Annotated in this window: 14 protein-coding genes and 1 pseudogene; 4 read left to right on the top strand and 11 right to left on the bottom strand. The window is 63.8% G+C overall.

The genetic code is table 11. The annotated features are described in order from the left end of the window. Window positions 1-36 precede the first annotated feature (36 nt). Window positions 37-2,444: pseudogene (locus tag PG900_RS12835) on the bottom strand (diguanylate cyclase domain-containing protein). Between the two features lie 444 nt (window positions 2,445-2,888). Between PG900_RS12835 and PG900_RS12830 the strand changes: the two are divergent. The 3 genes from PG900_RS12830 (at window position 2,889) to PG900_RS12820 (ending at window position 6,804) form a co-directional block, all read left to right on the top strand. Beyond that, on the top strand, window positions 2,889-3,905 hold the full coding sequence (locus PG900_RS12830) for a lipoate--protein ligase A (protein ID WP_270800341.1): 1,017 nt from the start codon (window positions 2,889-2,891) through the stop codon (window positions 3,903-3,905). A gap of 188 nt (window positions 3,906-4,093) precedes the next feature. Continuing rightward, window positions 4,094-5,788 (top strand): pyridoxal phosphate-dependent decarboxylase family protein, encoded by a 1,695-nt coding sequence (locus tag PG900_RS12825; RefSeq protein WP_270800339.1) that lies wholly within the window; start codon window positions 4,094-4,096, stop codon window positions 5,786-5,788. A gap of 227 nt (window positions 5,789-6,015) precedes the next feature. After that, window positions 6,016-6,804: a hypothetical protein gene (locus tag PG900_RS12820; protein ID WP_270831563.1), complete on the top strand. Its 789-nt coding sequence runs from the start codon at window positions 6,016-6,018 to the stop codon at window positions 6,802-6,804. 103 nt (window positions 6,805-6,907) lie between these two features. Here the strand turns inward: PG900_RS12820 and PG900_RS12815 are convergent, their stop codons facing one another. The 9 genes from PG900_RS12815 to PG900_RS12775 all read right to left on the bottom strand — a co-directional run bounded on the left by PG900_RS12815 (window position 6,908) and on the right by PG900_RS12775 (window position 21,344). Then, window positions 6,908-7,270, bottom strand: a complete 363-nt coding sequence (locus PG900_RS12815) for a copper-binding protein (RefSeq protein WP_270831562.1) — start codon at window positions 7,268-7,270, stop codon at window positions 6,908-6,910. 58 nt (window positions 7,271-7,328) lie between these two features. Continuing rightward, a complete protein-coding gene (locus tag PG900_RS12810) occupies window positions 7,329-10,457 on the bottom strand; it encodes an efflux RND transporter permease subunit (RefSeq protein ID WP_270831561.1) in 3,129 nt (1,042 codons plus the stop codon). Window positions 10,458-10,530: 73 nt separating this feature from the next. Further along, window positions 10,531-12,048, bottom strand: a complete 1,518-nt coding sequence (locus tag PG900_RS12805; protein ID WP_270831560.1) for an efflux RND transporter periplasmic adaptor subunit — start codon at window positions 12,046-12,048, stop codon at window positions 10,531-10,533. A 283-nt stretch (window positions 12,049-12,331) separates the two neighbouring features. Beyond that, window positions 12,332-12,769 (bottom strand): hypothetical protein, encoded by a 438-nt coding sequence (locus tag PG900_RS12800; RefSeq protein WP_270831559.1) that lies wholly within the window; start codon window positions 12,767-12,769, stop codon window positions 12,332-12,334. Between the two features lie 182 nt (window positions 12,770-12,951). Beyond that, window positions 12,952-16,080, bottom strand: a complete 3,129-nt coding sequence (locus PG900_RS12795; protein ID WP_016351445.1) for an efflux RND transporter permease subunit — start codon at window positions 16,078-16,080, stop codon at window positions 12,952-12,954. A gap of 9 nt (window positions 16,081-16,089) precedes the next feature. Continuing rightward, the gene (locus tag PG900_RS12790) at window positions 16,090-17,289 is read right to left on the bottom strand and encodes an efflux RND transporter periplasmic adaptor subunit (RefSeq protein WP_270831608.1); all 1,200 of its coding nucleotides are present in this window, start codon (window positions 17,287-17,289) and stop codon (window positions 16,090-16,092) included. Window positions 17,290-17,627: 338 nt separating this feature from the next. After that, complete coding sequence (gene xthA / locus PG900_RS12785) at window positions 17,628-18,434, bottom strand: exodeoxyribonuclease III (RefSeq protein ID WP_270831558.1); 807 nt, start codon at window positions 18,432-18,434, stop codon at window positions 17,628-17,630. A gap of 246 nt (window positions 18,435-18,680) precedes the next feature. Then, a complete protein-coding gene (locus tag PG900_RS12780) occupies window positions 18,681-19,643 on the bottom strand; it encodes an ion channel (protein ID WP_270831557.1) in 963 nt (320 codons plus the stop codon). Between the two features lie 54 nt (window positions 19,644-19,697). Continuing rightward, window positions 19,698-21,344 (bottom strand): tetratricopeptide repeat-containing response regulator, encoded by a 1,647-nt coding sequence (locus tag PG900_RS12775; protein ID WP_016351441.1) that lies wholly within the window; start codon window positions 21,342-21,344, stop codon window positions 19,698-19,700. A 325-nt stretch (window positions 21,345-21,669) separates the two neighbouring features. Here PG900_RS12775 and PG900_RS12770 point away from each other — a divergent pair, with 325 nt between their 5' ends. Further along, on the top strand, window positions 21,670-22,875 hold the full coding sequence (locus tag PG900_RS12770; RefSeq protein WP_049048891.1) for an MDR family MFS transporter: 1,206 nt from the start codon (window positions 21,670-21,672) through the stop codon (window positions 22,873-22,875). A 175-nt stretch (window positions 22,876-23,050) separates the two neighbouring features. On the opposite strand, the gene PG900_RS12765 is transcribed toward PG900_RS12770, so the two are convergent. Next, window positions 23,051-24,091 (bottom strand): FAD:protein FMN transferase, encoded by a 1,041-nt coding sequence (locus PG900_RS12765; RefSeq protein WP_039213406.1) that lies wholly within the window; start codon window positions 24,089-24,091, stop codon window positions 23,051-23,053. Between the last annotated feature and the right edge of the window lie 261 nt (window positions 24,092-24,352).

Raw genomic sequence — 24,352 nt, 5'->3', positions numbered from 1 at the left:
TCTCGTTTCACACGTTCAGGTGGCTGGGGCGCTGGGTCAGCGTCCTTTCATCAGCGGGAAGTAGCGCCGATCGGCCTGGCTCATGTGGCCGACGACCAGCTCCTGAATGATGAAGTTGTGCCCGCCCTGGCGGCGGTCATCAGCTGGCTGGCTTTTTGCAGCAGCAGCTGGTGGTCTTGCTGGTGGCTGGCCAGCTCCGGATAGCCGAGTTCGGCCAGCATCTGCTCTTCAAAGGCGAAGTGGTGGCGGGCCACGTCGAACAGGCTCTCCATGCATTCCAGGAACAGGGCCGGGTGTTCCTGGTGATCCTTCATGTGTTCCAGCAGCCGGTTGGTCAGCACGAACAGCTGACGATGCTCGGCATCGATGCGGGGATGGCCGCATTCGTGACTGCTCTGCCACACCAGCGAGCCCTGCTCCGGATCCAGCCCGGCGGTGAACAGACAGACCCGGCCCCGCCCTCTGCCCTTGGCCTGGTACATGGCCTGATCGGCGTGGTGCATCAGGGTCTTGGGGTCGGTGCCGTGCTCCGGATAGAGCGCCACCCCTATGCTGCTGGAGATGCGCAGCTCCTGCTCCTCGTCGATGCGAAACGGATGGCGCAGGCTCTGGTGCAGATGGTCGGCCACCGCCAGCGCCTCGTCCCCGGTGTCGGGCAGCAGGATCACGAATTCGTCCCCTCCCAGCCGTGCCACCAGATCCCGCTCCCGCACGCAGTGGCGCATCCGCTCGGCCACCATGTTGAGCAGCACGTCGCCGGTCTCGTGGCCGAAGGTGTCGTTGATCGGCTTGAAGTGGTCGAGGTCGATGAACAGCAGGGCCAGCTGCGCTTCGCCCTCCATGGCCTCCTTCAACCGCTGCTGCAGCAGTCGGCGGTTGGGCAGGTTGGTGAGGGGATCGTAGAAGGCGAGCCGGCGCATCATCTCCTCGCGGGCGGCCCGCTCGGTGATGTCACGGGTCACCCCCAGAATCGCCTCCGGCTCCCCCTGCTCGTTGCCATGCAGGGTGGTGACCGTTTCGGTGGCCACCAGATGTCCCTCTTTGTGACGCAGCTGGGTACGAATGACACAGCGGGTCTGCTCGTGGTCGCCGCGTTGCCAGGCGGCGAGGGAACCGCTCAGCTCGGCGCGCAGCTGCTTTCTGGATGTCTCCGGAATAAGCTGCCTGATGGGGAGGGTCAGCACGTCGATCGCTTCGTAACCGCTGAGCGGCAAGATGGCCGGACTGACGTAGCGAAAGCGCAGGGTGGCGGTGTCCATGGTCCAGATGACGTCAGCGCTGTTCTCCGCCACGAAGCGGTAGTGCTGCTCGCTCTGGGCCAGCTCGCGGGTGAGCCGCTGGCGGTCGCGCGCCTCCTGGCGCAGGCGCAGGTAGAGGTAGCAGAAGATGCCGAGCAGGGTCAGCAGGGAGAAGGTCACCAGCATGGCCACCGCCACGCTCTTGTCGAGCAGCTGGCGCTGCTGGCGGATCCGCTCCCGATCCGGGTTGTAGAGGAAGTGCTCGAGGTCTGGCAGGGCCGAGAGCAGGCCGGCCTCGAGGTAGCTTCTGGCGATCTGCTGCCAGCGCTCCGGCTGCATGTAGCCGGGCTCGACCAGATCTGGCTGCATCAGCTCCCGGGTGGCGCTGGCTTCGAACTCCAGCTGCTCGCGGCCATAACCGCTCGGGTACTGCTCCATGATCCAGTTGATCATCTCGGCCGGATTTTCCATGGCATAGCGCCACCCCTTGAGGCTCGCCTGCTGAAAGGCATAGACCCGCTCCGGCCGGTTGTTCAGCTCGCGCTCCGAGGTGAACAGGTTGTCACCGTAGAAATCGAAGTCGATGCTGCGGGGGGAGAACACCCGGTAGGGGATCCCCATCCGGGCCAGATAAAAGGGCTCGGTGGTGCTGTAGGCACTGATGGCGTCCACCTGGCCGGCGAGCAGCGCCTTCAGCCCCTGTTCATAGGGCAGCGTGCTCCAGCTGCCCGGCGGGGCATGGCGATTGAGGTAGATCTGCAGCTCCTGGGAGCCGGGCTCCAGCATCAGCCGTTTGCCCGCCAGATCCGCCGGTTGGCGAATGTCGGGCCGCTCCAGGGTGAGCAGCACCAGCGGGGAATGCTGCAGCATGGAGGCCAGCACCACGATTTGCTGGCCACTGGCGCGTGCCAGCAGCAGATCGCTGCCGCTGACCCCGTACTGGGCATTGCCCGACATCACCTCGTTGACCACATTGGTGCCGGTGACGGCGGGTCGCAAGGTGACATCCAGCCCGGCATCTCGGTAGAAGCCTCTGGCCTGGGCCGCGTAATAACCGGCAAACTGGAACTGATGTTGCCAGGGCAGTTGCACCACTATCTTGTCCACCGCCTTGGATGGCAGGGAGAAAAGGGTACAAAACATCGCTGAACCAAGCATGGGCAGATACCGGAGCAGGCGATGAAGGGAGGAATTTACGACACTCATACTCATTCCTCTCGGGAGACGGGGGTCAGTCCTAGAGTCAAACAATTCCTTGTTGCCCGCAAGGGGGCGAAAGGGCGCTGGAATGGGGGATGCGCAACAGAAAAAAAGATTTCTGTGTCACTCATCACATTTGGCTTTCCTGCTCGGTATTTTTGGCAATTATGCGAATAATTACGGAGCCATATGACCAATAAAAACGGTCGCATTTTAATCGTATTTGCCAGCCGTTTACCTCAATATCAGTGAGTGATTACTTAATTTTCAGCGCAATGCGTCAGCCTGTGTCGCCGTATCAACGGATACATTCATGTTGCTGTCAGATTGTGTCGATCTTTCATTTGTTGCGTTATCAGTCAGTAGCGAGCCAAAACAGGCAGAAGGGGGCCTGATTCTGTCGACCCCGGTGTTATGATAGCGACTCTTCCATCCCGATGAGGCCTTCCCATGTCCCGATTGCGTCTGTTGCTGTCCGACTCTCACGACCCCCTGTTCAACCTGGCGGTGGAGGAGTGCATCTTTCGTCAGATGGATCCGAACCAGCGGGTGCTGTTCCTGTGGCGCAACGCCAATACCGTGGTGATCGGCCGGGCCCAGAATCCCTGGAAGGAGTGCAACACCCGCCGCATGGAGGAGGACGGGGTGACCCTGGCCAGGCGCAGCAGCGGCGGCGGCGCCGTGTTTCACGACCTTGGCAACAGCTGCTTCACCTTCATGGCGGGCAAGCCGGAGTACGACAAGAGCATCTCCACCGCCATCGTGCTGGACGCGCTCACGCGGCTCGGGGTCGAGGCTTTCGCCTCCGGGCGCAACGATCTGCTGGTGGCGACCCCGGACGGTGAGCGCAAGGTGTCGGGCTCGGCCTATCGGGAGACCCATGATCGCGGCTTTCACCACGGCACCCTGCTGCTGGACGCCGACCTCGGCCGGCTCGCCAACTACCTCAATCCCGACCCCAAGAAGCTGGCGGCCAAGGGCATCAGCTCGGTACGCAGCCGGGTGGCCAACCTCTGCGAGCTGCTGCCGGGCATCGATCACCAACAGGTGAGCGAGGCGCTGCAGGAGGCCTTCTTCAGCCACTACGGCGAGCGGGTGCAGCCCGAGCATATCTCCCCTGAGCAGATGCCCGATCTGCCCGGCTTTGCCGACACCTTCGCCCGCCAGCGCAGTTGGGAGTGGAACTTCGGCCATGCCCCCGCCTTCAGCCATCAGCTGGACGAGCGCTTCGGCTGGGGTGGGGTGGAGCTGCATTTTGACGTGGAGAAGGGGGTGATAGGGCGGGCGCAGATCTTCAGCGACAGCCTGGATCCGGCGCCGCTCGATGCGCTGGCCGCGCGGCTGCCCGGCACAGCCTACCGCGCCGATGCCCTCGACGACCTGCTGAGCCAGTGGCGCAGCGAGTTTGCGGCCCGCCAGACCGAGCTGGAGGAGCTCTCTCGCTGGTTGCTGGTGGCGCTGCGCTGACGTTTTTCTCGCCGATGGGGCGGGTGGATCACAAAATCAAAAGAGGCGCCCGAAAGGCGCCTTTTTGCCAGCCGCCGTCCGCCCTCATGCATGACAAAAAGTAGGGGAGGCCATTAGATATTGTCGCTGTTTCAAACGGCGACCCGGGGGTATAAGGACTGCACATTTGCTGTACTAATGGTATAAAAATGAGTGACTTGGTTTATTTGAAAGATGAAGGCGTCAACGCCATCCACCCCGAATTCGAACGTCGTTTTGCCACAGTCAAAGCCAACTTCTTCTCGCGCAACCCCGATCTCTGGCCGGTCTTTCGTGAACCCGGTTTTGCCACCCTCAACGAGTTTCGCGCCCGCGGCCTGGCCCCGGACGCGCGGCTCAATGCCTGGCCCGATGGCCGTGCCCGCCTCGCCGACTTGTGCGAGACCATGCCGGTGCCGGCCACCATGCGCACCCCGGGCGAGCCCATGGCCGAGCTGCTGTTTGCCGGCGCCTTGTCCAAAGACTGGGAGAACCCCTCCAGCGTCGAGAACGTCATCACCATGTCGGCGGATCCCGCCATCTACGGCGCCCAGATGGGGATCCTCGCCAACCCCAACCTGGTCTACTCCGAATATGCCGGAGTGGCCGAGGAGCTGGAGAAGAAGGTGGTGCGCCAGATAGCGCTGCTGGCGGGTTACGACCCGGCCCGCGCCACTGGCATCTTCACCCAGGGGGGGACCTTCTGTAACCTCTACGGCTACCTGCTCGGCATCCGCAAGAGCCTGCCGGAGGCCAAGCACAAGGGGCTCGGCCACTATCAGGATTACCGCATCATCAACTCCCAGGGCGGCCACTACTCCAACATCACCAACCTCTCCCTGCTCGGGGTCGACATCGAGAACAAGACCATCCGCATCCAGGTCGGCGAGAACAACGACATCGATCTCGACCACCTCGAACGCACCCTGACCGCCTGCTTCGCTCTCAAGCACGTGGTGCCTACCATCATGCTCACCATGGGCACCACCGATACCTTCGGGGTGGACCGGGTGAAACCCGTGGTCGAGCTGCGGGATCGCCTCTGCGAGCGGTTCGAGGTGGCGGTCAAGCCGCACATCCACGTCGACGCCGCCATCGGCTGGTCGATGATCTTCTTCCTGGACTACGACTTTGCCGCCAACCCGCTGGCCATCAACAGCGCCACCCTGGCGGGGATCGAGCGCAACGTGAGCCGCTTTGCCGAGCTCAGATACGCCGACTCCTTCACCGTCGACTTCCAGAAGTGGGGCTATGTGCCCTACACCTCCAGCCTGGTGATGATCAAGGAGCAGGACGACCTCAAGGCGATGGAGAACGACCCGGAGAACTTCTCCTATTTTGAGCGGGACATTCAGGGCCAGACCCACCTGCAGTCCACCATCGAGTGCTCCCGCGGGGCGAGCGGCCTGTTCGGTGCCTATGCGGCGCTCAACTACCTGGGGGTGGAGGGGTATCGCACCGTGCTGGCCCACTGCCTGCAAAACGCCAACTACTTCCGCTTCCGGTTAAGCCAGCTCGGCAACGTCAAGCTGGTGGCGCAGGAGAACCAGGGGCCGAGCGTGGGCTTCAAGATCTACAACCCCGAGTGGGTGCAGGACCCCGACGCCGAGTTCGCCTTCGAGCTGGCGCGCAGCCCGGATGCGGCCTACAAGGCGCGCTTGCAGCGCAACACCGACTACCACCGCAGCCTGTTTACCGGGCGCGGCAAGGTGGGGCTCTACACCAACTGGGTGGAGGCCATCGCTCACTCCGACTATGACGCCCGTGGCAAGTACTCCTACATTGCCGGGGAGAAGGCGGTCTTCATGAACCCGGCCTGCGGCCGCGAACAGATCGACGCCTTTATCGACCATATCCGCGGCTGATGGTGCAGCAGTGACGGGGCGCAGGCGGGTTTCCCCCTGCGCCCTGCTTTTTTATACACCAAGCAATTGAATCAAAAGGGCTTGCTTGCGAATGGCCCGGGAAGTGTGAGGCGCTGCACGTTCCTCCCCTCTGCCTCCCTTTCTGACTTTTATCCCCCTGTTTTTTCCGTACGGTATGGACTCCAACGGGTTGATTTTCAGCCGTGGACATCAACAAAGGAGTCGTTATGGACAAGCACAGACGCAGAGTCACCCTGGGGCTGTTGAGTACCCCCCTGATCGCTACCCTGGCCGGCTGCAACAGCAGCAATGACAGCCAGGGGAGTGCGGCGGATTTTCGCACTACCCTGACCGATAGGCTGAGCGCCGAGCTGCACGACGAGCAGACGGCCAGCCAGCTGGCCCCCTTCATCGAGGAGGCCTGCTTCAACATAACCCCGTCCCGGGTCGCCATCGACCAGGCCCATTGCGTCATCGCCTTTGCCTTCGGCAACCGCCCCAACGCCTCGGGCAACCCGGATGAACTGGCCGAGCCCGGCCCCATGAACGAGGCGCTGGCCGCCTGCTGCGCGGCCCTCTATCGGCAAAAGCCGGTGCCCATGTACGTGCAGTGGGAGATCGCCCGCTTCCTCGACTCGGCTCGCTATCCCGATATCCCGGCCCGGGATGTCATCTCCATCGAGCCTTACTGGGATAATGAAGGCAAGCTGGTCTACCTCAGCACGGACGGGGTGGTGGAGGCCATCGTCAGGGATTATGCCGGTGGAGAGGCCGCCGCCCTCGGCACGGCGGCCGTCATCGGTCACCGCGACCACGTCAAACGCTGCATCATCACCTGTCGCGCCCGCAAGGTGGCGAGCCATGCCCCGGAGGGGATCGAACTGCCCGTCTGGTATGACGAGCAATCCGATCAACCCTGGACCCGTCGCCGCGACCTCTATGTATTGCAGGACATGTCTGTTCAGTTGCTCGGGATAGCTCAGGCGAATATCGCTCAGGCTTATCCGAACGGCTGAGGACGCCGCTCGGCGGATGGTGCCGTAGCGGATGGTGCGGTAGATAGCGCAGTAAAAGAAAACGGCGGGATGATCCCGCCGTCTTTTATTGAAATGACTCTGCTTACTGTTTCTGGATGGCGGTCACGGTGAGCTTGCCGGCCGGGCTCTCGGCGTGAAAGCGCACCGCATCCCCCACCTTCAGATCCTGGAGCAGGGCCGGATCGGCCACCCGAAAGACCATGGTCATCGCCGGCATCTTGAGGTTGTCGATCGCCTCGTGCTTGATGCCGACCTTGCCGTTGGCCGCGTCGATGCGGCTGATGACCCCCTGGGTCATCGCCATCTCGCCCATCTCGTTCATGCCTTCCATCTGGCTCATCTGGCCCATGTCGTGGCCGGCATGGTTCATCATCTCCTCGGCCTGCAGGCCGGTGTGGGTGGCAAGGCCAAACAGCAGGGTCAGGGTCAGCGTCTTGTAGTTCATGGTGTTTCCTCGTCGTTGATTCAAATTCTTGGTTGTCAAAAAGGGCGCTGCCACCGGGTTAGCCGGCGGGTTGGTGCTCGGTCGTGCCCAGGTGCCGGCTGCGCCACAGGTAGTAGGCGGCGGGCAGCACCAAGAGAGTCAGCACCAGCGCGCTCACCATGCCGCCGATCATGGGGGCGGCGATGCGCTGCATCACCTCGGAGCCGGTGCCGTGGCTCCACATGATGGGCAAGAGACCCGCGATGATGGTCACCACCGTCATCATCTTGGGGCGCAGGCGCAGGGCGGCGCCGTGGATCACCGCCCGGTGCAGGCCCGCCTGGTCCGGTTTGCCGCTGGCAATGAGGTCATCCCAGGCGTGGTTGAGGTAGACCAGCATCAGCACCCCGGTCTCCACCGCCACCCCGGCCAGGGCGATAAAGCCCACCCCGACCGCCACCGAGAGGTTGAAGTCGAGCAGCCAGAGGGTCCAGATCCCGCCCACCACCGCCAGCGGCAAGGTGGTGAGAATGAGCAGCACCTCCTGGAAGCGGCGAAACGCCAGATAGAGCAGCAGCACGATAATGGCGACCGTCAGCGGCACCACGTAGGCGAGGCGCGCCTTGGCCCGCTCCATGTATTCGAACTGACCGGACCAGGTGAGGGCGTAGCCCGCCGGCAGCACCAGCTGCTTGTCCACCTCGGCCTTGGCCTCTGCCACGAAAGAGCCGATGTCACGGCCACGAATGTCGACGTAGACCCAGCCGTTGAGGCGCGCGTTTTCACTGCGCAGCATGGGGGCCTCGTCGCTGATGTAGACCCGGGCCACGTCCGCCAGTGCGATGCGCGCACCGCTCGGGGTCACCAGCGGCAGCAGCTCCAGGCTCGCCACCGAATCGCGATAGCTCTGGGGGTAGCGCAGGTTGATGGGGTAGCGCTCGCGCCCCTCGATGGTCTGGCCCACCTCCATGCCGCCCACCGCGGTGGCGAGCACCGCCTGCACGTCGGCGATGTTGAGGCCGTAGCGGGCCGCCTTGAGTCGGTCGATGTCCACCTTCACATAGCGGCCACCGGCCACCCGCTCGGCGTAGACCGATGAGGCGCCCTCCACCTTGCCGACGATCTGTTCCAGCTGCTGGCCGAGCTGCTGGATCACCTTGAGGTCGGGCCCCGCTATCTTGATGCCGACCGGGGTCTTGATGCCGGTGGCCAGCATGTCGATGCGGGTCTTGATGGGGGGCACCCAGGCGTTGGTGAGGCCGGGGAAGCGGATGAGGGAGTCGAGCTCTTCTTTCAGCTTCTCCGGGGTCATGCCGGGGCGCCACTGGTCGCGTGGTTTGAGCTGGATGCTGGTCTCCATCATCACCAGATCGGCGGGGTCGGTGGCCGATTCGGCGCGCCCCGCCTTGCCGAACACGTTCTGCACCTCGGGCACGGTACGGATCAGCTTGTCGGTCTGCTGCAAAATCTCCCGCGCCTTGCCCACCGAGATATTGGCCGCGGTGGTGGGCATATACATGATGTCCCCCTCGTCCAGCGGCGGTATGAACTCGGAGCCCAGGTACTTGAGCGGCCAGAAGCCCGCCACCGTCACCACGGCGGCGATGGCCAGGGTGGTTTTCGGACGGGCCAGCACGGTTTTCAGCAGTGGCACATAGCCCTGGCTCAACCAGCGGTTGAGCGGGTTGGCCTGCTCCGCCAGCACCTTGCCACGGATGAAGTAACCCATGATCACCGGCACCAGCGTGATGGCGAGCCCGGCCGCCGCCGCCATGGCGTAGGTCTTGGTGTAGGCGAGGGGGTGGAACATCCGCCCCTCCTGTGCCTCCAGCGCGAACACCGGCAGGAAGCTGATGGTGATGATCAGCAGGGAGAAGAAGATGGCGGGCCCCACTTCTATGCTCGCCTCGGTGATGATGCGCCAGCGGTTCTTGTCGGTGAGCGCCTCCCGCTCCATGTGCTTGTGGACGTTCTCGATCATCACGATGGCGCCATCCACCATGGCGCCGATGGCGATGGCGATGCCGCCGAGCGACATGATGTTGGCGTTGATCCCCTGCAGGTGCATCACGATAAAGGCGGTCAAAATCGCAATAGGGAGGGAGATGACCACCACCAGGGATGAGCGCAGGTGGAACAGGAAGGCGAGGCAGACCAGCACCACCACCGCGAACTCCTCCACCAGCTTGCCGGAGAGGTTGTCGATGGCGCGCTGGATAAGGTCGGAGCGATCGTAGACGGTGACCACCTCCACCCCCTCTGGCAGGCTGCTCTTCAGCTGGGCGAGCCGCGCCTTGACCCCGTCTATGGTGTGCTGGGCATTCTCGCCGTAACGCATGACGATGATGCCGCCCACCACTTCCCCTTCGCCGTTGAGCTCGGCCAGACCGCGCCGGCTCTGGGGCCCGGTGACCACATCCGCCACGTCGCCCAGCAGCAGCGGGGCGCCGCGCACAGTGGTACCGAGCGGGATCTGCTTCAGATCCTCGACGCTTTTGAGGTAGCCGTTGGAGCGCACCATGTACTCCGCTTCCGCCATCTCGATGACGGAGGCGCCGGTCTCCTGATTGCCCTGCTTGATGGCGGTTTCGATAAGAGAGAGCGGGATGCCGTAGGCGCGCAGCTTGTCCGGGTCGACCCGCACCTGATACTGACGCACCATGCCGCCCACGGTGGCGACCTCGGAGACCCCATCTACCGTCTGCAACTCGTACTTAAGGAACCAGTTTTGCAGGGAGGTGAGCTGGCTGAGGTCGTGCTTGCCGGTTCTGTCTACCAGCGCGTACTGATAGACCCAGCCCACCCCGGTGGCATCGGGGCCGAGCTGGGGACGGGCGGAGGCGGGCAGGTTGGGTGCGACCTGGCTCAAATACTCCAGCACCCGGGCTCGGGCCCAGTAGAGGTCGGTGTTGTCGTCAAACAGCACATAGACGAAGGAGTCACCGAAGAAGGAGTAGCCGCGCACCGTGGTCGCGCCCGGCACCGCCAGCATGGCGGTGGTGAGCGGGTAGGTGACCTGATCCTCCACCACCTGGGGCACCTGGCCCGGATAGGCCGTCTTGATGATCACCTGGACGTCGGAGAGATCCGGCAGGGCGTCCACCGGGGTCTGCTTGACCGACCAGAGCCCCCAGGCGGTGAGCATGACAGTGAGCAGCAGCACCAGAAAGCGGTTGCCGACGGACCAGCGAATGATGGAAGGGATCATGATTTGGCTCCTTGCTCATGTTGTGCAGAGAGCGGAGCTTGGTTGTCAGCAACGCAACAAATGATGGAAGGGATCATTGCTTGGCTCCCATATCGTGCTGGCTATGGTCCATGCCTTCCATCTTGCCCATTTCATCCGACGCAGGGTTGGCGTCGCCGTCAGTAGCGGGTGCTTGCTCCTGATGGATGGTGGTGATGCGGTACTCATCCCCCTCCTGCATCACCTGCAGATGGAGGGTCTGCCCCTCGGCCAGCTTGCTGATGTCGACTCCGTCCGCCACGGTGAACTCCATCTCCATGGCGGGCCACTGCCACTCGGGGATGGGCTGGTGGGAGACCATCAGGGTGCGGTTGGCCAGATCGACGCTTTCAACCTCGCCCTGGGTCCATACCTGGGCGGGACGCACCGCCGTCATGCGCTGGAAGTCCGAATCGATGGCCGATTCGGAGTCGAGCAGGAACTGGGCCGAGCTGACGATGCTGTCCCCCGCTTCAACACCCTCCTTGATGGCGACCTTGTCGCCAAACTGGGGGCCCAGGGTGACGGCCACCGACTTGAAGCTGCCATCCCCCAGCGCCAGCACCAGCCGATCCTGGCTGCCGGTGCGGATCACCGCTTCGCTCGGCACCAGGGTCTGCGGCTCGCCGCCGCCACTCTGGATCCTCACCTTGGCAAACATGTTGGGCTTGAGGAACTCGTCCGGGTTGGCGAAGCGCAGCCTCACCTTGAGGGTGCGGGTGGCGGCATCCAGAGTCGGGTAGAGGTAATCGACCCGGCCCTGCCAGCTGCGGCCGGGGGCGTAATCCAGGGTCATGGTGACCGGATCGCCCACCTTCAGCTGGGCTGCCTGGCGCTCGAACACCTCGGCGCTCACCCACACCTGCTTGAGGGGACTGATGTTGAAGAGCGCCGCGGCGGGCTCCACATACTGGCCCTCGCGCACCTTCAGCTCGGAGACATAGCCGCTGCTGGGGGCATAGATGCGCACCGTCTCCTGCACCTGACGGGTGCGCTTGAGGGCCGCAATCTGATCTGCCGGCACCTGCAGGGACTTGAGCTTGCCCTCGGCGGCGCGCAGCAGCAGCGGGTTGGCGGTGTTGAGGGCGAGCAGGTACTCGTGCTGGGCGTTGACCAGATCCGGGGCGTAGAGCTCGTAGATCAGGCTCCCCTTGCTTACCTGCTGCCCCTCGCTCTTGATGGCGAGGGTGCGGATCCAACCTGCCATGCGGGCGTTGACCGCCTCCAGCCTGTCCTCGTCATAGCCGACGTATCCCACTGTCTCGATCTGCTGGTGGATGGGCAGCTTCTCCACCTTGGCGAGCCGCACCCCCAGGTTCTGCTGGATCTCGGGGCTGATGGTGACAGTGCCCGGCGAGCCGCCCTGTTTTTCCTCATAGACGGGGATGAAGTCCATCCCCATGTTGTCCTTGGCGGGGGCATCGCGCTTGTCGCGCGGATCCATGGGGTTGACCCAGTAGAGCGGCGTCTTCTCCTTGGCTGCAGTGCCAGTTGTGGTCTGTTTGGCGGCCCAGTAGCCGCCACCGGCGCCGAGGGTGAGCAGCAGGGCGGACATCAACAGTGTCTTGTTCATGACAAGCCTCCGGCGCGCGGGAGGCGAAGGGGCGGCTGGCACGGCCGCGTGCAGGCAGACCGGGTAACGGGGGTGGATGACATGGTATCTCTTCTCTTCTGTCAGGCCGCCGGTGTGGTGGTGTGCGCGGGCTGGGCATCACCACGAGGCGGCAAACGGGGCGCAGCTGTGTCAGCGCGCACGGCTCCCTGCGAGCGGGCCGGTTTGGCCAGGGCGCAGGGTCAGGCAAGGCGGCAGAAAACGGGCAAGCCGAGGCTTGCTGTTGCCGCGAGAGAAGATCTTTCTAGTGGCGCAGCACCGACAACATCAGGTGTCGGCGCGGCCAGGAGGGAGGGTGGGTACCGCGGGATCGCAGGAAGGGATCCCGCAACCAGTTGTCCAGCACGCTGCTCGCCGTCCCGAGGGACAGCAGCAACAGCGGCAGAGCGAGCAGGGTCAGCAGGGCGGCCAGCAGCGGCAGGCCGGGAGTGCCGGTCGAGGTGAGCCCGCCGTGCATCTGGCACTCCTGGCTGGCGGCATCTTGGGCTCCCGCATCCGGGCTAGCCCCGTGGCAGGAGAGCCCCTGCATGGCGCTGTCGCTCATGGCCTGATTGCCGTGAGTCATGGCGGCGTTGAGGGCATCCACCCCGTGCCAGCCGATGCAGAGGGTGAGATTGCAGACGAGCATCAGCCCCAGCAACAGCCGGGCAATGCGTTCGATGGGCAATCTCGCTACGAGCATGGGGAAAATCCTGACAATGACTGGGGGCACTGTAAACCTTACCTTGAGAGCAAGGTCAAGGTATGTGGGAAACGGGATGGCGGCTGCGTGATCCCGCTCGCGGCTCGGGCCCGGATGCTGGGTGTTGGCCCGCCTGGCGGATAAAAAAAAGCCCCCGTATGGCGGGGGCTGTGACACACGACTTACGACTTGGGTTGCGCCGTCTTGCCGCCGGCGCGCTCCGAGCGCCGCATGATGAGGCGGAAGAACAGCGGGATGAAGAAGATGGCGATGAAGGTCGCCGCCAGCATGCCGCCGATGACCGGCCAGCCGAGGGCATGACGGCTCGCCGCCCCGGCCCCGCTGGAGGTGACCAGCGGCACACAGCCGAGGATGAAGGCGAGCGAGGTCATCACTATGGGGCGAAAACGCAGCCGCGCCGCCTCCAGTGCCGACTCGATGAGGCTCATTCCCTCTTCGTGCTTCATCACCGCGAACTCCACGATCAGGATGGCGTTCTTGGCCGCCAGGCCCACCAGGGTCACCAACCCTATCTGGAAGTAGACGTTGTTGGTCAGACCCACCAGCCAGGTGGCCAGCAGGGCGCCGAACAGGGCGAACGGGACGGCGGTGATCACCGCAAACGGCAGGCTCCAGCGTTCATACTGGGCCGCCAGGATGAGGAAGATCATCACGATGCCGAAGCCGAACGCGGTGCCCGCACTGCCGGCGGCCGCCTTCTCCTGATAGGCGGAGCCGGTCCACTCCAGCTTGGCGTCGTTGCCGAGGGACTCGTCGGCCACGGCTTCCAGCGCGGCGATGGCCTGGCCGGAGCTGTAGCCCGGCGCCGGCTGCGCCATGATCTTGGCCGCCTGGAAGATGTTGAAGCGCTCCACCAGTTCGGGGCCGGTGGCATCACGCACCGTCACCAGGCTGCTGAGCGGGATCATCTCCCCCTTGTCGGAGCGCACATAGACGTTGCGGATGTCGCTCTTCTTGGCGCGGTAGTCCGCCTCGGACTGCAACTGCACCCGATAGGTTCGGCCGAACTGGTTGAAGTCGTTGACATAGACCTGGCCGAAGGTGGCCTGCATGGTGTCGAACACGGCGTTGATGGGCAGCCCCAGCGCCTTGGCTTTCTCGCGATCCAGATCGAGATAGACCTGGGGCACGTTGGCGCGGTAGGTGCTGGTCACGCTGGCGAACTCGGGACGCTGCTTGGCCGCCTCGAGGAAGCGCTGCACCTCGGCCGAGAAGGACTGGGCATTGCCGGTGCTGCGGTTTTGCAGGTAGGCCTCCAGCCCGCCGGTGGTGGACATGCCGGTGATGGGGGGTGGGTTGAAGGAGGCGACGAAGCCGTCCGCCAGCCCCATCAGGCTCATGCCCTGGAAGGTCTTGGCCAGGGAGAAGGAGTCCTGTCCGGCACCTTGCCGCTCGCTCCAGTCCTTGAGGGTGATGAAGCTGATGCCGCTGTTGCTGATGATGGCGTTGGAGAGGATGTCAAAGCCCGAGAAGGTGATGACGTCCTTCACGTTGGGGTTGGCCATCGCCATCTGGTCGAAGTCGTTCGCCACCGCCTGGGTGCGGGTGAGGGAGGCCGCATCCGGCAGCATGACGGCGGAGAGCAGGTAGCCCTGGTCTTCGTTCGGCACCAGCTCGCCCGGTACCTTCATCAGCAGGCCGTAGATGGAGACCAGGATGAAGGCGATGATGGTGAACGCCACCCCGACCCGGCGGTTGAGGAAGGCGACCCCGCGCACGTAACGGCGGGTGAGGCCGTCGAAGGCGTTGTTGAACCAGACGAAGAAGCGGGCCGGCTTGTGGTGGCCCTCTTTGAGCAACACGGCGCAGAGGGCCGGCGACAGGGTCAGCGCCACCAGACCGGAGATGGCCACCGACACCGCCACCGTGATAGCGAACTGCTTGTACATCACCCCGGTCATGCCGCCCATGAAGGCGACCGGCAGGAACACGGCGCACAGCACCAGCACGATGGCGACCACCGGGCCGGAGACTTCCTGCATGGCGAGGATGGCCGCCTCTTTGGGCGAGCACTTCTTCTCCTGCATGATCCGCTCGACGTTCTCCAGCACCACGATGGCGTCATCCACCACGATACCGATGGCGAGCACCATGCCGAACAGGGTCAGCAGGTTGATGGAGAAGCCCAGCACCAGCATGCCGGCGAAGGTCCCGATCAGCGACACCGGCACCGCGATACAGGGGATCAGGGTGGCGCGGAAATTCTGCAGGAACAGATAGACCACCACGAACACCAGCACGATCGCCTCGAACAGGGTGTGTACCACCTCCTCGATGGAGATCTTCACGAACTCGGTGGTGTCGTAGGGGATCTGGTATTCGATGTCCTGCGGGAAGCGCTCCTTGAGGCGCAGCATGGTGGCATGCACCTGATCGGCCACCGCCACGGCGTTGGCGCCCGGCTGCAGATAGGTGGCGATACCGATGGCCGGCTTGCCGTTGGCCTTGGCCAGCAGGTCGTAGTCCTTGCCGCCGAGCTCGACCCTGGCCACGTCCTTGACCCGGATCTTCGAGCCATCCGGCATGGAGCGGATGATGATGTTCTGGAACTCGCGCACATCCTCCAGCCGTCCCTTGGTCTGCACCGTATAGGTGAAGTCGATGGGAGCCGTGGTAGGCTGGGCGCCGATCTTGCCGGCCGCAAACTGGGTGTTCTGCTCGCGGATGGCACCGATCACGTCGCTCGGGGTGAGCTCGAGCTGGGCCAGTCGATCCGGCCTGAGCCAGATGCGCATGGCGTAGTCGGTGCCGCCGAACAGGGTAGTGTCACCAACCCCGGGAATCCGCTTGAGCTCGTCGATGATGTTGAGCAGGGCGTAGTTCGACAGGTAGGTGGTGTCGAAGGTGCCGTCAGGCGATTGCAGGGTAACCACCTGCAGGATCGAGGTCGATTTCTTCTTGACCGTCACCCCTTGCTTCTTCACCTCTTCCGGCAGCTGGGCCATGGCGGCCGAGACCCGGTTGTTGACGTTGATGGTGGCCTGATCCGGATCGGTGCCGATCTCGAAGTAGACGTTGAGGTTCATCTGGCCGTTGGAGGCCGAACCCGACTGCATGTAGAGCATCCGCTCCACGCCGTTGATCTGCTGCTCGAGTGGTGCTGCCACCGTCTGGGAGATCACCTCGGGGGTGGCGCCCGGATAGAAGGCGGTGACCGACACCACCGGCGGGGTGATCTGCGGGTACTGCTCGATGGGCAGCGATCGCATCGCCGCCAACCCGCCCAGCACTATGATGATCGAAATCACGCTGGCGAAGATGGGGCGTTCGATGAAGAACTTGGAAAACATACGAACTCCTTACTTGGCCGCGGCCTGGCCGACCATCTTGGTGGTGATCGCCTTCATCTCGGAGGCCGTGACGGGCTTGACCACGGCGCCGGGACGGGCCTTCATCAGCCCCTCGACGATGTAGCGCTCACCGGGCTCGAGGCCGCTGTCGATCAGCACGCCGCTGTCGACCACGGAACCCAGCTTGACTGGGCGGGGCACCACCTTGTTCTCTTTGTCCACCACCATCACCATGCGGTCGGCCTGGGACTGGACGATGGCGCGCGGCGGCACCAGGATGGCATTTTTGCGGGTACCCAGATCGATGGTCATGCGCACGAACTGGCCCGGCAACAGCACGCCGTCCTTGTTGTCGAAGATGGCGCGGGCCCGGATGGTGCCGGTTTGTGGGTCGACCCGGCTGTCGGAGAAGTTGAGCTTGCCCGCCTCGGGATAGACGGAGCCGTCCGCCAGCCGGATGTGGGTGCGCCAGTTGGTGGCATCCTTGGCCTCAATCAATCCCTTTTTCACCGAGTTCTCGAAGTTGAGGCGATCCTGCTCCGAGTAGGAGAAGTTGACGTAGAGGGGATCGAACTGGGTGATGGTGGTGAGCAGGCCGTTTTCGCCGCTGGTGGAGATGAGGCTGCCCTCGGACTGGGAGCTCTTGCTCGCCATGCCGTTGATGGGGGCGGTGACCTGGGTGTAGCTGAGGTTGAGTTCGGCCTCTTTCACCTTGGCCTGGGCGGCCTGATGGCTGGCGATGGCCGCCTCGTAGTTGGCGATGGTGTCGTCATAGTCCTTGCGGCTCACCACCTGGCGCTTGAACAGCGGGATGATGCGATCCCGGTCGGCGCGGGCCTTGTTGAGGCGGGCCTGCTCCTGGGCCAGGGTGCCCTTGGCCTGCTCCAGCGCCACCTTGTAGGGCTCGGGGTCGATCAGGAACAGCGCCTGACCGGCGGTGACCGGCTGCCCCTCGATGTAGGTGCGCTTGAGCAGGATGCCGCTCACCCGGGAACGCACGTCAATTTCGCGAAAACCGGCGGTCTCGCCCACCATCTCGGTGGTCATCGGCACGTCGGTCAGCTTGACCTCGGCCACCACCACGGGCACCGGCGGCAGTGCCTGGGTTCCGGCGGCCGGTTCATCGCCACAGGCGGTCAGTGCGCTGGCCAGTGCCAGGGCGATACAGCCGCGCTTGAACATCTCTTCCCTGACGTATTGCACCTTCATCATCACACTCCTGTGGGATGGTGCGCGATTGCCGCGCCCAGCCTTTTTCTTCATGAACATGGTTAACTGCATGGTTACAAATTTAACTCATTGGATTACTGACAGTTTTCTAATGATAGAGCACGAATATTGAACCCAGGCTGCTCGACACTGAAAGTTGTCGGTGTCGATCGCGCAGTGGCGGAGGGGGCCGCGACAATTTGTGTCAGTCTGGCAGACCCTGCATTGTGACCTTGCTGGGGAGCAGGGGACCCGGAGGGAATTATAAGAAGGAAAAAGCGGGGGAAGTGGGGGCTTGGTCACAGAGGGGGCTTCAAATGCCCCCTCTTTTGTCGTTATCAGGCGAAGCTGGCCCAGATGGGGGCGTGATCCGAAGGCTTGTCGATGCCGCGCAGCTCGTAGTCGATGCCGGTCTCGGTCACGGTGTCCTTGAGGGCGTCGGAGGCCATGATGAGGTCGATGCGCAGGCCCCGGTTCTCGTCAAAGCCCCTGGAGCGGTAGTCAAACCAGGAGAAACGCTCGCACTCGGTAGGGTTGGCAGCGCGGAAGGTGTCGGTCAGGCCGAACCCTTTCAGGCGCTCCATCCATTCGCGCTCGATGGGCAGGAAGGAGCACTTGCCATCCCGCAGCCAGCGCTTGCGGTTGGCCTCGCCGATGCCGATGTCGAGATCGGTGGGAGAGATATTCATATCCCCGATCAGCACCAGCTGGTCATTCGGCGTGTGGTGGGTCTCCAGATAGTGCTGCAGATCCTCGTAGAACTTCTGCTTGGCCGGGAACTTGGTCTCGTGATCCTGGCTTTCACCCTGCGGGAAGTAGCCGTTCATCACCTTGATGAGGGAGCCGTCTTCGCGCTCGAAGGTGGCCATGATCATCCGGCGCTGGGCCTCTTCATCGTCAGTGGGGAAGCCTTTCTCCACCTTGACCGGCTTCTGCTTGCTCATGATGGCCACCCCGTAGTGGGCCTTCTGGCCGTGAAACTCTACGTGATAGCCCATGGCCTCCACGTCGGCCAGCGGGAAGGCCTCGTCGTGTACCTTGATCTCCTGCAGGCCGATCACATCCGGCTGATGCTTGTCGATGATGGCTTGCAGCTGGTGCAGGCGGGCGCGCAGGCCATTGATATTGAAAGAGATGATCTTCATGTCCGGGATGCTCATGTCATTTTTATAAGTGGCTATTGGACTAGGAATCCGCCGTGGATGCAAGTTCGAGGGCTGTGACTGGCGCAGCTGCTCGGTAACCTGTTCACGAGCTGTCGCGAGAGTCTGTCAGCAAGGTGAAGCGCAGGAGCCGGAGCGTATAGATATACGTGAGAGCTCTTGGTTACAAATAAGCGAGCAGCACATTAGCCTTGATCACGGCCTCGCAGCAAGATCGTGGGCAGGTTGTCAGCGGGTCATCTTCTTGACAAACACCACCACAAACAGCGCCAGCGTGAAGCTGCCGGTGAAGGCCTCGAAGGCGGCGAAGAGCCGTGACAGGCCGATGGGGGTGAAGTCGCCATAACCCAGGGTGGTGAAGGTCACCACGCTGTAGTAGAGGCACTCCAGCAGGAAGATGGCGTTCTGCTCAAAAGGGGCGCCGGGCCGGTAGATGAGGTGGTTGCCGTTGAAGCTCAGGCCAAAGAAGAAGTAGAAGATGCTGCAGATGAAGATGAGCAGCAGGGAGAAGAGCACCACCCGCATGGGGGCCTCGCCGTAGCCGCAGAACAGATCGACGATCCAGGAGGTGAAGCGCTGGGTCGACCAGAACGGCAGTTGCAGCCGGCGCATGGTGAGCTCCTGCTGGATGTAGCGGCCGGACATGGTGAAGATGCCCTGCGCCTCCGAGGCCTTGCGCAGATCCCGGTAGGTCTCTTCGGCCTCCTTCAGCCAGATGCGGGCCTGCACCGGGTCGCGCTCCTTGCGGCCGCGTCGCTCCTGCATCAGCCGTTTGCCGGTATCCAGGTTGTCGAGACGAGTGTTGTGCCAGCGAATGCCGAGCAGGTTGACGTCGTCGAGGGTGGCGCAGTGCAGGTTGGCTTCGCTGAGATCCGCCTTCATCAGGCTGCCGCCCTTGATGCGAATGCCGTAGAGATGGGCCCCCTGCAGGTTGGCGCGGTAGAGGTTGCACTGCTCCAGCAGGAACCCCTGCGGGGCCCCTTTTTTCACCAGGTTGAGGCCCGCCAGATTGGCGCGGGCCAGTTGCAGGCCGTGGCACAGCCCGCCCTGCTGGATGTAGTGCTCCAGCGCGCGGGCGGTGTGGGGATCCTGATGATTGGCGTGGGGATCGTGCCAGCGGCACAGATCATGGTCTCCCGCCTCTTCGCTGCAGTGGCGGCCGTCCGCCACCAGATATCGACACATGGCCATCGCCACTCTCCTCCCTTTGCCGAGTCAGTATCAGCATAGGCGAGCGGGCCCTGGTCAGCTGAGCTGGGTAAACTCCTGACGCAGCTTGCGAAAACGATCCTGCTGGGCCGGATTGAGGGGGATGCCGTCCAGCACCTCCAGGGTCTCCTTGCACTCGGCGCCAAACTCCGGGCTCTTGCGGTTTTTCTGCATCAGCTGCAGCAGCACCTGGATCTTGTTGAGGGCGGCGCCGGTATTGGCCGGGGCACGGCGCAGCGCTTCGCGAAAGTGGCCGAGCGCCTGCTCCAGCTCGCCGCTCTGATAGGCCTTGATGCCCAGCTCGTTGAGCTGCTGGTAGCGTTGGCGACGCTCGAGCACCGTCTTGTCGTCGCGGGTGGCCTGGATGCAGGTGGTGAGCAGCCGATCCTCGTCTTCGGCCAGCAGCGCCTGCAGGCTCTCGGCATATTCGAACTCGCCGAGCTGATAGAGGGCGAGGATGGTCTCGCCCAGCAGGCTGGGGGGCATGGTGGCCGGCTGATCGAGCCAGTTCTGGTTGGCGCGGTAGAGCATCTTCTTGCCCTTGAGCAGCTCGCCGAGGGCGATCTGCACCCGGGCCTGGCAGATCTGCTCGAACACCGGGTAGTTGAACTCCGACATCATCAGCGAATCGCGGATGCGCGACAGGGCCGAGTTGACCTGCTTTTGCAGGTTGGCGATGTGGTAGATGTCGTTGCTGTTGAGGGCGTAGAGGGTCAGCGACTGGATATAGGCCCCCAGGTAGTGGGGGGTGCGATGGATGGAGTTGCGCGACAGGTCGATGAGGGAGAGCAGCACGTCCTTGGCCTGGGCGTAGTCATGGCGCAGCAGGCACACCTCCGCCAGCCGGCGGGAGAGCTGCACCGACTGGGGCGAGATGTCGACCGCCCGCTTGAGCTCCTGCTGGGCCTGCTCGTCGTTGCCGAGCGCGAGCTGGGACTCTGCCAGCCAGAGGTGGGCCTCCACCATCAGCGGGGTGTTCTTGAGGGTGGCCTGCAGGTGGCTCACCGCCTCTTCGTTCAGCCCCAGGGTGTGGCACGCCTTGCCCAGCGTCAGGCGGGCCCAGCTGTTCTCCTGGCCGGCCAGCAGCTGGCGCATCAGGCTGCGGGCCTCCTTGGCCTGGCCCAGCTTGAGCTGGGTGTCGGCCTGCAGACAGCGGCAGAAGTTGGCAAAGCGCGGCACCGCGTCGGCCCGCTCGGCGCAGGCGGCGAGCAGGGTGGGCAGATCCTCTTTGGCAAGGGCGCTGAACACGCTCTCCAGCGCCTGACGACGGGCGAGGGCGCGTTTGAGACGAAACGAAAACTGCTCCTGGGAGAAGGGCTTCATCAGGTATTCGTCGGGCTCGGCCTCCAGCGCGCTCAGCACCATGGCGCGGGAGCTGTCACCGCTCACCATGATCACCACGCTCTGGGGCGGAATGAGCTTCTGATCCCGCAGGCTCTCCAGCAGTTGGCGGCCGTTCTCGCCGACCCCCAGCTCGTAATCGAGCAGGTAGATGTCAAAGGTCTCTTTCTGGCAGCGCCGTCTCGCCTCTTCGGCCGAGTTGACATAGGTGATGCGACTGATGCCGATGTTGATCAGCATCGCCTTCATCATCACCTGAAAGGAGCGCTGTTCGTTGACCAGCAGGATGCGCTTCGGTTTGGGTGGGGCTTTTTTCTCTGGCTCGGATTCCGGTGTCTGCATCTGTCTGGTCAGGGCGCTACGGGCGGATAACAGAAGTGTGCCACCAAAGCGCGCAGACAGGCAATTGAACATGGGGCGCAGCCGAGGTTTTTCCGCCAAGCCCCGTCATTCATGGCTTCTGCCGGACCAAATAGGGGGTGAACTGGGAGAGGAAAGACGGTGAACGCCTGCCTGGCCTGGACGGCGCCGCCATCCACAAACCTGCGCCGAGCTCGCCCCCTCGGGCGGTTTTTTTCCGGGTGGGGATTGTGCGCTCAGGTGTCTTTTGATACCACTGAATGCTTTCCCCTGCGGATCAGCTGCCATTGCGCGACAAGGAGTTCCCATGCGCCTGCCCCCCTTTCCTCCGCTGGTCTGGATCGTGATCCTGGGCACCTTCATGGTGCGCACCAGTTTCTTCATGGTCTGGCCCTTTCTCTCCATCCTGCTCTACCGGGAGTATGATCTCTCGGCGTCCGGCATCGGGATGCTGCTGGGCGGCGCGGCCGTGCTCTCCTGCCTCATCGGCTTCTACGTCGGCTGGCTCTCCGACCGGCTCGGCCGGCGCACCATACTGCTGCTCGGCTGCGTTCTGTCGTGCGGCGCCTACCTGCTGCTCGGGTTTGGCCACTCCCTCTGGCTCATCGCCCTCGGGGTGTTTGGCTCGGGTCTCTCCTACGCCTTCATCGACACGCCGGGCAAGGCGCTGATGGGGGATCTGCTGCCCGAGAAGGCGCAGCGGGAGCTGGCTCAGCACCTGCGCTACTTCCTGCTCAACGTGGGGGCGGGGGTGGGGCCCCTCATCGGCGTCATGGTGGGGCTGGGTGCGCGCCAGGAGACCTTCGTGGTGACGGCCGCCAGCTATGGCCTGCTCGGCCTTGCCTTCCTGCTCGGTTTTCGCCGCGAGTGCGCTGGCCGGCCGGATGCGGGTCTCACCCTGGGGGCCATGCTGAGGGTGGTGGGGCGGGATCGGGCCTTCATGCTGTTCATCCTCGCCAACCTGCTGATGATGCTGGTCTACGCCCAGGTGGAGTCGCCGCTGATCCAGTATCTGACCCGCGCCGGCGCCCCCGAGGTGGAGACCCTGGTGGCCCTGCTGGTGGCCACCAATGCGCTGACCATCATCACCCTGCAGTTTCCGCTGCTGCACCTGACCCGGCGCTGGCGGGTGAGCCTGCGGCTGCAGTTCTCCATCCTGCTGATGGCGTCCGCCCAGGTGCTGTTCGCCCTGTCGAGTCCGGCCCTGCTGTGGCCCTGGCTGGTGGCGGTGTTCTTGCTGAGCGTGGGGGAAGCGGTGCTGTTCCCGCTCTTCAATGTGCTGATCGACGAGATGGCGCCGGCCCACCTCAAGGGGAGCTACTTCGGGGCCAGCGCCCTGGCCGGGCTTGGCTGGGCGCTCTCGCCCCTGGTGGGGGGCTGGCTGTTGCAGGTGTGGGGCGGCCCGGCCCTGTTCGCCGTGATGACCGCGATTTGCGTGCTGGTGTTTCTTCTCTACGGGGCGGGCAACCGGGTGGCGCGCCCGTCCGCCGACTCGGCCGGCTGCGGGGAGTAGCATGCAAGCATCCGGTCGGTGGTCACTGGCCTGATGCCTGGGAGGGCGCACCTGCGCCGGGCCGAATGACCCAAGCAGCCGGTGGCTCCGGCACCTCGGCGCATTCCCATCGACTAGCGCCGACATGAAGACAAGGAGGCCCCGCAGTGCGGGGCCTCTTTTTATGGCGGCTGATTTATGGCTGTTTGGCCGCCAGATAGGGGGCGAACTGGGGGGTATGGCTGGCGGCGAAGCCCTGCTCGGTCTTGACGATGAGATAGACCGCAAGACCGTGCGCCTTGGCAAAGGCCATCGCCTGCTCCGGCCCCATCACCATGAGGGCGGTGTCGAGGGCGTCGGCCTCAAGCGCGGTCGGGGTGATGACGCTGGCGGAGACCAGCTTGTGGGTGATGGGCTGGCCGGTGGCGGGGTCGATGATGTGGGAGTAGCGCTTGCCATCGAGCTCATAGTAGTTGCGATAGCTGCCGGCGGTGCTGAGGGCCATGCCGTTGGGGATCACCACGTCCGAGAAGGCGCCGGGCTGGTCGGACGGCTCGACGATGGCCACTCGCCAGGGCTTGCCCTTGGCGTTGTTGCCCTTGCTGCGCACGGCGCCGGCCACCTCGATGAGGTAGTTGTGCACCCCTTTTTGCTCCAGCAGGCCGGCAATCTCGTCAGAGGCCGCTCCTTCGCCCAGGGTGGAGAGATCGAGGTAGAGGTCAGGGATGCGCTTGCCGAGCAGGAAGTGATCCCCCTCGGGTGCCAATGTCAGCCGGTCGATGCCCACCTTGTGGCGGGCGCTGGCAATTTGCTCGGCGCTGGGCCGTTTGACGGGCCGCTTGTCCGGCCCGAATCCCCACAGGTTGACCAGCGGGCCCACGGTGACGTCGAGCTTGCCTGCGGTGAGATGGCCGGCGTCGATTCCCTGCTGCACAATGTTGGCCATGGTGGCGGGAATGGCCATGGGGGGCTGGCCGCTGCCCTGATTGAAGCGGGAGATGAGGGAGTTCGGGTCGTAGGTGGAGATCTCGTGATTCATGCGCACCAGCAGGGCATCGACCTCTTGCTGCAGCGCCGGCTCGCCGCCCGGGAAGGGGTCGCTCAGGGTCACCGCGTAAAAGGTACCCATGGTCTTGCCCTGAATGCGGGTCTGGGTCGGGGCCGGCTGACAGGCGGTCAGCATCAGCAGCAGGGTCAACAACAGGCCACGGTGGGCCGGGTGAGCAAGAAGCGACATGCGGGATCTCTTTGGCTGAAACGGATGGCACGGAAGACAAGCGTGCCGGGGTCGCCAGCTTAGCCAAGGGGGCGGCGGCGGGCGAGTCGCGGCTGGACAAAAGTGCGGGGGATAATTAAACAAAGAGTGGTTAGTGGGTGGCGTGGCCGGTTCGTCCAGACAAAAAAATGGGGGCAATCTGGTGACCTGACCCGCAGCTTTGCGCTAAAGACATAGCCGAATGACGACAGTTGAGTAGAATAAGGTCGATTTTGACAGCAT

The sequence above is a fragment of the Aeromonas sp. QDB03 genome, assembly GCF_027707985.1.
GTDB classification, from domain to species: Bacteria; Pseudomonadota; Gammaproteobacteria; order Enterobacterales; family Aeromonadaceae; genus Aeromonas; species Aeromonas hydrophila.
Note: the sequence above shows the minus strand (reverse complement) of the source record. Positions and strands in the feature narration are given on the sequence as shown.